Raw genomic sequence first — 7,800 nt, 5'->3', positions numbered from 1 at the left:
GCCCGTAGGTCACATCCTTCACATACGCCACGCCGGTCACACGACGATAACAGCCAAGGTCACAGGGCTACAGATCAACTTTTCCGGCACCCTGGCCTACACATCGATCGCGTTCGCCGAAACCCTTCTGCTGGAAGGGATCGTGGCATCAATCGGCAGCATCGGCGACGCTTACGACAACGCGTTGGCTGAGACCACGATCGGCTTATTCAAAACCGAAGCGATCACGCCGAACAGCCCATTTCGGACCGGGCCGCTCAGAACCCTCGATGACGTCGAATACCTCACCATGGAATGGGTCGACTGGTATAACAACCGCCGCCTTCACAGCGTGCTCAACTACGTCCCGCCCGACGAATACGAGGCCACCTACTACGCTCAACTCCGAGCGTCCCAGCCGGCGATGTCTCAACCATGAAGCCGGCATCAAACCCGGAACGGTTCAGAGTACACGGAAGGCGCTTTGATGCACGCAGCCGGCATAGATGCTGACCGAGAATGGTCGTGGAGGTTCGGTCAAGTCCGTCCGAAGCGTCACCGAGGGGAGCCACCCCATGGCGCGATAGATCCGTGGCTGATGCGGAATGCATCCTGCAGCTCTCGCGCCCGAAACCCCAAGAAAGTAGTTGGTTGCGCAAGCAACACTTATCTGCACCACCGATGTCAAGCAATAACAACTATTGGGCTTCTCCGCACTGCTGACCACGACCGATGTGCGCCACGCACCCGGTCGATAGAAGGTCGGCAGATGAGCTGCGCCGAGCTACGACGGCATCCCCGGACTCGACTTGCCAGCAAACCTCAGCGGATCGCGGATCGGCTGCCAATACCCGCTTCGTTGGGCCCAATGCTCAGTTGCGGCGACTTAGTGGCCGCGGGTAGGGCGGAACCAACGCCGAGCGGGTTGTCGGCATTGGGCGTTACATTCGTGCATTGACGCGGGCCGCAACTCGGGCCGTGAAGGCGGAAGGTGCACTTCCATGTCGACGACCCGAACCGTCGGTGACGAAGAGTCACAACTCATCGAGCGGCTGGCAGGGCTCTATGGCAGAAGCGCACAGGTGTGTGCTTCCCTTGCGCAGCAGTTGGACGCGTCATCAAGGCTGGGATTCAACGAGCCTTCGGTGAACATTGCCGAATTCGATAGAACCCATGGCGTCCAATGGCATCCTGTGTTGGGTGATCCGCTTAAGGCGTCACACGAGATGATGACAGCGTACGCGCGGAGCGCTGGGGAGTTCCTCTGGGCTGTTGGGGCGCTCCTAGCAGTCTCAAGTGAATTCGTCGTCGCTCCGGGTGCGCTTATTCGATCGGTCACCGCTCACTCGGCTCGCACCTACCGCTTAAGTGATCCGTTCATCTCACCGCTCGAACGCTGCAATCTTTGTCTGCATTTCGTCAAAGCCGCAGAATGGCCGGATCCTTCAGCGCGCAAGACGCTGATCACTGACGTCGAAAAATGGATGAATGGGTACGGTCTCGCCAAGCCCAAGAGCATCAGCCAGGAGGAACGCCTAGTCGCATCAATGTTCAACGAAGAGGAGGCTCGCTACAACCGATCGAGGGAACCTGGTCAACGCCGAATGACGATCCTGACGGACGACAATTTCTACAAGCGGCTGTCCAATCTTGTCCACGGAGATCCGACGACTTTACTTTCGTCGTTGGTGGCCAGCTACCAATACCCGGTGGTCAATCGAATACATGTCCTGCTGGATTCCTTGGCGGGGCTCTCCGCCGCATACAAGGCTGGCAATCGTCTCAACGACCTACGCGGCGGGGCTATCAAAGGTTACGACGAAAGCTATTACGCCATCGCCGATCTCGTCGCCGGCTTCAGGGAGGTGCGTGCCACTGCCGAGACGATCTATCAAGTTCAGCTGCGCGGTTGGTAAATTGCGACCGAGAATCTTCTGTTGAACCGCTCCGGGATGTTCGGAGACTCTGATGTGCCCCGGGTTGCACGGAGTCGGTTTGCTTGACTTTTGGTCACGACGTCCGTCGAAGGAGCCGTGTCCGTGCCCAAACGTTATCCCGAGGAGTTCCGCCGTAAGGTGCTCGATCTGGTGGCCGCTGGCCGCCCCGTGGCCCAGATCGCTGCCGATCTGGACATCAGCGACCAGACGATTTACTGCTGGCGCAAACAGGAACTGATCCACACCGGGCAACTACCCGGTTTGAACCGCGCCGAACAAGCCGAGCTGACTGCGGCCAACAAGCGCATCCGCGAACTGGAGAACGAGGTAGCCATCCTGAAGGGCTCGTGAGCTGCTGCGGGAGCCGGACGACCCAAAAGGCGGTACGCGGCCATAGCCACGATGGCCGCAGAAGGACTGCCCGTGCAGCTGGCTTGTCGACTGTTGTCGGTGGCCGAATCGGGCTATTACGAGTGGCGCTCACGCCCGCCGTCAGCACGGGCCGTTCGTCATGCGTGGCTGACCGAACAGATCCGTGCCGTGGACAGCGCCTCACGGGGCACCGACGGCGCCCGCAGGGTCCACGCTGAACTGACCCTCGCGCTCGGACTGCAAGTCAGCCACAACCAAGTCGAGTTGTTGATGGCGCGAGCGGCGATCAAAGGGCTGCCGGGCAACCGCCGTCCTCGGCCCCGTCACGAGACACCGACGGCGGCTGATCTGGTCGAGCGAATGTTCACACGTGAGGCGCCAAATCGGTTGTGGGTCACCGACATCACCGAACACCGCACCTACGAAGGCAAGGTGTACTGCGCAGTGGTGCTCGACACCTTCTCGCGCCGGGTCGTCGGGTGGTCGATCGACTCCAGCCAGACCGCGGTGGCCTGACCCCCATTCGTTGATCCATGACTTGTGAGAGCCTTACGACCCACGCTGAGGGTCAGGAAGGTCACGAAATCATGGCTACGAGGAAGCGGCACAGTCCTGAGCAGATTGTGCGTAAGTTGATGGCGGCTGATCGGCTGTTGGCAGAGGGCGGCGACACCGCGGCGGTGTGTCGCGAGCTGGGTGTCTCCGAAGCGACCTACCATCGCTGGCGGAACCAGTTCGGTGGCCTCAAAGCTATGGACGCCAAGCGACTCAAAGACCTGGAACGTGAAAATGGCACCCTGAAGCGGCTTCTGGCTGACGCGGAGTTGGAGAAGGCCGCGCTCAAGGAGATCGCCCGGGGAAACGTTTAGGCCCGCAACGCCGGCGGGCGGCAGTTCTTCATCTCCAGCGGGTACTGGGGGTTAGCGAACGGTTCGCCTGCCGCGTCACCGGGCAACACCGCGCCACCCAACGCCACGAACCGTTGTCGAAGACCCCAGAAGATCCCGATGCCGCGTTGAGGGCTTGGCTGCGGCAATATGCCAAGGACCATCCCCGGCGGGGGTTTCGGCCCGCGTATCACGATGCTCGCGGTGAAGGCTGGCGCGTGAATCACAAGAGGATTCAACGCCTTTGGCGCGAGGAAGGATTACGTGTGCCGCAGCGTCGAAAACGTAAACGCCACGGCAGCTCCACCGCACCGCCCGACGTGGTCGCTGATGCGCCCAATCGTGTGTGGGCGGTCGACTTTCAGTTCGACGTGACCACTGATGGGCGGCCCATCAAGATTGTGTCGATCATCGACGAGCACAGCCGCGAATGCCTCGGCGGGATGGTCGAGCGCAGCATCACTGGTGGGCACCTCATCGACGAATTGGACCGGGTAGCCGTCCACCGCGGCACCTACCCGGACGTGCTGCGGTGCGACAACGGACCCGAGTTAGCTTGTGGGGCAATGGCAATCTGGGCGAAAGCCCGGGTTGGCTTGCACTTCATTCCGCCCGGTGAGCCGTGGCGCAACGGCTTCGTCGAATCGTTTAATTCCCGCCTCCGCGACGAATGCCTCAACATCAATAGCTTCTGGTCGGTGGCCCAGGCCAGGGTCGTCATCGGCGACTGGAAGCACGACTACAATCATCACCGGCGGCACTCAGCCCTGGGCTATTTGCCGCCAGCCGATTACGCGGCGGCCTGCTGCCACCGGCCAACACCTGGCTCGGCGCCTGGGAAGCGACCACCGCATCGGGCAGTGTCAGCTGATGTGTTTGTCGAACCACTCGATCGGGATCTCGGGGTGTAGGCCAAAGAAGTTGTAGCCGTCGAATCGTCGATCGGTGCCTTCGATCCAGTACAAGCTTTTCTCGGCGACCGGGATCGCGTCGTAGATGTCTTGCACGTCTTGTGGACGGGTCATGGTGTCGTCATGCACCTGGGCGACCAGCGTGGGCACAGTGACCGCCGGGACGTGCCCGAGCGGTGACTGCTCGGCGAGATGAAAGCCGGTGCGCTCGTGCACGGCCTTATCGAACTTGGCGTAGCCGTCGTCCATGCCGATGCTCTTGACGAACTCTTCGACGATGTACTTACCGGACACGGGTTGCAGCATCACCATCGCCTGGATCTCGGAAAATTCCTCAGGGTGCTTTGACCACGCCACGGCGGTCGAATCGGCACCCAGGCACACCGACAGCAGCGCCTTTTTCATGGCCGTGGTGTCCGGGCGTGCGGCCGCGTAGCGCAGGGAGCCGATGACGTCGCGGTACTCGGTCAAACCGATACCGGCGATACCGCCGTTGCCCTGACCACTCATGCCGTGATTGCGGAGGTCGTAGGCCAACACGTTGTAACCGGCATCGTGCAGCGCCTTGTACTCTGGCAGGAAATTCACCTCGAACCCACCGAGGCCACTGAACTCGGGCAGATGCCCCGGGTAGCCGTACCGGTTACCGGGCAGGAAGTGGTTGTGAATGATCAGCCGATCCGACTCGGCGGGGATGAACCAGCTTTCCAACGGCACACCGTCCAGAGATGGGAACGTGACGTCCTCATATTCCAAGCCGACCTCGTCGGGGCGGCGCAATATCGGGGCACGTCGCCCGGCCGTGGTGCCGGTCGTCCACAGTTGCACGAAGTTGTCGAACGCTGCTTGCGCCTGGTCGTCGTCAGCCATGAAATCAATCCTTTCGCCGCCGGTTTGGTCTTAACGCTCACGCTAGGTGGTTGCCGTCGTGCGCGGCAGTGTCGCCTTATAGGGGGGATAGCCAGAACCCCCCAGCGTTGTCGGCGCGGTTCTACAGTGAGCTGGATGGACATCGCCAAGGACATTAAAGAGTTCCTGATGCTCCGCCGAGCGCGACTCAAACCACACGACGTGGGGCTATCGCACGGCCTCCGCCGTCGCGTGCCGGGATTGCGGCGCGAGGAAGTCGCCCAGCTCGCCGGAGTGAGCAGCGAGTACTACACCAAGATTGAGCGCGGTAACGTCGCCGGGGTCTCCGACGACGTACTGCACGCCGTTGCGCGCGCTCTGCAACTCACCGACGACGAAACGGCCCATTTCTTCGACCTTGCTCGGGCCGCTGTCGCCACCGGTGGCGGTACCCGCGCTCGACGCTTGAGTCAACCGACCATTCCCGACGGCATGCAAGACCTGATGGACAGCATGCTCAACGCGCCGGCCATCGTCATGACCGGAAGCCTCGATATCCTGGCCGCCAATCCGCTCGGCCGAGCCCTCTACGCACCGGTGTTCGACAGAGCCACCGGCACACCAAATCTCGCCCGCTTCATCTTCTTCGACCCCAGCGCCGAGCAGCTCTTCCCCGAGTGGCACAAGACTGCCGACGAGGCGGTGGGTCTGCTCCAAGCCGAGGCGGCACGCTCCCCGCATTCACCTGCCATCACGCACATCGTCGGTGAATTGGCGACGCGCAGTGACGAATTCCGCACCCGCTGGGCAGCGCACAACGTCACCGCACACCGGCACGGCGCCAAACGATTCCACCACCCCGCAGTCGGCGAACTCACACTGACCTACAACGTATTCACCGTCACCGCCGCGCCCGGACTGTCCCTCGTGGGATACACCGCAGAACCGGAATCACCATCGGCACAAGCAATACAAATCCTGGGCAGCTGGACCGCTACCCAACGAGCCGACACCAATCTCGGAAGCCCCGAACGCGAAGGACCTTCTCGGCCACAAAATCAATAGCTCACCGACCGAAGAACGCTACGATGCCACCGGCACCCCCACAACTCTCACCGGTCTCGGACCGATTATCGGGGTCCGGCCAGCGGCACTGGTCACCAACGCGCTGAGCATGGCCATCGCAAACCGCGATCCGCAGGGCGGTGGCGTCATCCACTCCGACCACGGCGTGCAAGCTGGAATCAATCGGTGGTCGCAGCACCGGCTTGGTGAAGCGAGTGTAGGTGGTCGTTGAACGCTTCTGCGGGTGTGCGCCATCCGAGGGTTTTGCGGGGCCGAGTGTTGAGGGTGTAAGCGATCGCGGCGATGTCATCGGTGTCCCAGCGGGACAAGTCGGTTCCCTTCGGAAAGTACTGGCGTAACAGACCATTGGTGTTCTCGTTGGTGCCGCGCTGCCAGGGACTCTTTGGGTCAGCGAAGTAGACCTTGACCCCGGAGGCTATCGAGAACTGAGCGTGCGCCGAAAGTTCCTTGCCGCGGTCCCAGGTCAACGACCGCCGCAGCTCGGCCGGCAGTGCAGTGATTGACTGCGCTAACGCGTTGGCCATCGTCAGGGCGCCGTAGCCAGCCAGGGCGGGCCCGTTTTTGGTCCGCGGGACCACCCCGTAGCCATCCTCTCGGGGCAGGTGGATCAGCATCACAAAACGGCTGCTGCGTGCCACCAGGGTGCCGATCGCGCTGCGCTGCAACCCAATCAGCAGATCCCCCTGCCAATGCCCCGGAACAGCGCGATCAGCCACCTCAGGTGGCCGTTGGCTGATCAACGTCTCCGGGGTCACATGCGCCCAGGCTTTCTGCCGGGTCCGTGCCCGCGGCACCCGCAAGGCCCGACCGCGGCGCAGGCAGCTAACCAAGTCGCGTTTGAGTGCACCGCGGGTCTCGACATACAGCGCCTGATAGATGGCCTCATGGCTGATCCGCATGGTCTCATCATCGGGGAAATCCACGCGTAACCGGCGAGCGATTTGCTCCGGGCTCCAGGCCTGCACCCAGCCCCGATCCCCGCGGTGAGGTTTGTTGCGTCCGTTCCATTTCCCACCGCTAGGACCGGCGACGATCCGGCCGTCGGGGCCGCGCACAACCCCAGAGAGCTTGTCCTGGACGTAGCAGCGCAACCGGTCGTTGATGACCAGCTTGGCCGTTTTGGGACGCCGAGCACGCCGTTCTGCGTGCCATTGGGCGATCGAGGCCTTGTAATCAAGCCGGTAGGTGCGCGTCGAGGCGTTGCGCCGTAGCTCCCGTGAAATCGTCGAGGGCGCACGGCCAAGCCGACGGGCGATATCACGAACACCAGCCCCCTGAGCGCGCCACAACGCAATGTCCTCGCGCTCACCCGATGACAGATAACGACCCGAAACACTCACTGGCAAGCGTGGATTCACACCGCCAGCGTGACGGAACCACCGGAACCCAACCGGCGACGACACGCCCGCGGCTGCCGCAGCGTCCTCGGTCATCGCCCCCGCGGCAATAGCCACCCAGAACCTGACCCGGTCCTGGCGCCAGGCCACCGTCGGCCGCCCCGGCGAGGGGATCTGCCCCCGATACAACCGAACCGCCTGCTGACGCTCCAACACGCCCACCCCACACCTCCAAAAATCGAGGTGTTGCAACGATCAGTTGAATCCAGCCAATTCACCTCATGGGCCTTCACCGACCGCGCCAAACGCTCGGGGCTCGTACCCTCCATGGGCTCGATCGGGGATTGCCTGTTGACCGGCTAATCGGGGACGCCGGAAGCACGTAAACGACACGCCAGCAAGGGAAATGCTTGACCTAAAGTATGCGGCGGAGTTGCACTTG

The 7,800-nt window shown here is 62.3% G+C and carries 7 protein-coding genes and 1 pseudogene; 6 read left to right on the top strand and 2 right to left on the bottom strand.

Annotated features, from left to right (window positions below; genetic code table 11):
• The 5 genes and pseudogenes from AC2VON_RS16575 to AC2VON_RS16555 all read left to right on the top strand — a co-directional run.
• Positions 1–418 (top strand): integrase core domain-containing protein (locus tag AC2VON_RS16575; protein WP_486953924.1); only part of this gene is annotated, 418 nt, incomplete at its 5' end.
• A 562-nt stretch (positions 419–980) separates the two neighbouring features.
• Positions 981–1,895 carry a hypothetical protein gene (locus tag AC2VON_RS16570; protein ID WP_486953923.1) on the top strand — a complete coding sequence of 305 codons (915 nt, stop codon included), beginning with the start codon at positions 981–983 and terminating at the stop codon, positions 1,893–1,895.
• 123 nt (positions 1,896–2,018) lie between these two features.
• Positions 2,019–2,267: a transposase gene (locus tag AC2VON_RS16565; protein ID WP_486953922.1), complete on the top strand. Its 249-nt coding sequence runs from the start codon at positions 2,019–2,021 to the stop codon at positions 2,265–2,267.
• Between the two features lie 51 nt (positions 2,268–2,318).
• Positions 2,319–2,804 carry a DDE-type integrase/transposase/recombinase gene (locus AC2VON_RS16560; RefSeq protein ID WP_486953921.1) on the top strand — a complete coding sequence of 162 codons (486 nt, stop codon included), beginning with the start codon at positions 2,319–2,321 and terminating at the stop codon, positions 2,802–2,804.
• 71 nt (positions 2,805–2,875) lie between these two features.
• A pseudogene (locus AC2VON_RS16555) lies at positions 2,876–3,990 on the top strand (IS3 family transposase); the annotation flags it as partial.
• A gap of 48 nt (positions 3,991–4,038) precedes the next feature.
• Here the strand turns inward: AC2VON_RS16555 and AC2VON_RS16550 are convergent.
• Positions 4,039–4,956, bottom strand: coding sequence for an alpha/beta hydrolase family protein (locus AC2VON_RS16550; protein ID WP_486953920.1), 918 nt, complete (start codon positions 4,954–4,956; stop codon positions 4,039–4,041).
• 135 nt (positions 4,957–5,091) lie between these two features.
• Here AC2VON_RS16550 and AC2VON_RS16545 point away from each other — a divergent pair, with 135 nt between their 5' ends.
• Complete coding sequence (locus AC2VON_RS16545; protein WP_486953919.1) at positions 5,092–6,000, top strand: helix-turn-helix domain-containing protein; 909 nt, start codon at positions 5,092–5,094, stop codon at positions 5,998–6,000.
• Positions 6,001–6,179: 179 nt separating this feature from the next.
• Here AC2VON_RS16545 and AC2VON_RS16540 read toward each other — a convergent pair whose 3' ends face one another.
• Positions 6,180–7,580, bottom strand: a complete 1,401-nt coding sequence (locus tag AC2VON_RS16540) for an IS30 family transposase (RefSeq protein ID WP_486953918.1) — start codon at positions 7,578–7,580, stop codon at positions 6,180–6,182.
• Between the last annotated feature and the right edge of the window lie 220 nt (positions 7,581–7,800).

Source organism: Mycobacterium sp. TH-M82 (assembly GCF_057473605.1).
This window is presented reverse-complemented; position numbering and strand designations above follow the sequence as displayed.

Excerpts from the sequence above, each read along its gene's own strand:
- AC2VON_RS16550 (WP_486953920.1), bottom strand. The coding sequence starts at position 4,956 with ATGGCTGACGACGACCAGGCGCAAGCAGCGTTCGACAACTTCGTGCAA.
- AC2VON_RS16545 (WP_486953919.1), top strand. The coding sequence starts at position 5,092 with ATGGACATCGCCAAGGACATTAAAGAGTTCCTGATGCTCCGCCGAGCG.
- AC2VON_RS16570 (WP_486953923.1), top strand. The coding sequence starts at position 981 with ATGTCGACGACCCGAACCGTCGGTGACGAAGAGTCACAACTCATCGAG.
- AC2VON_RS16560 (WP_486953921.1), top strand. The coding sequence starts at position 2,319 with ATGGCCGCAGAAGGACTGCCCGTGCAGCTGGCTTGTCGACTGTTGTCG.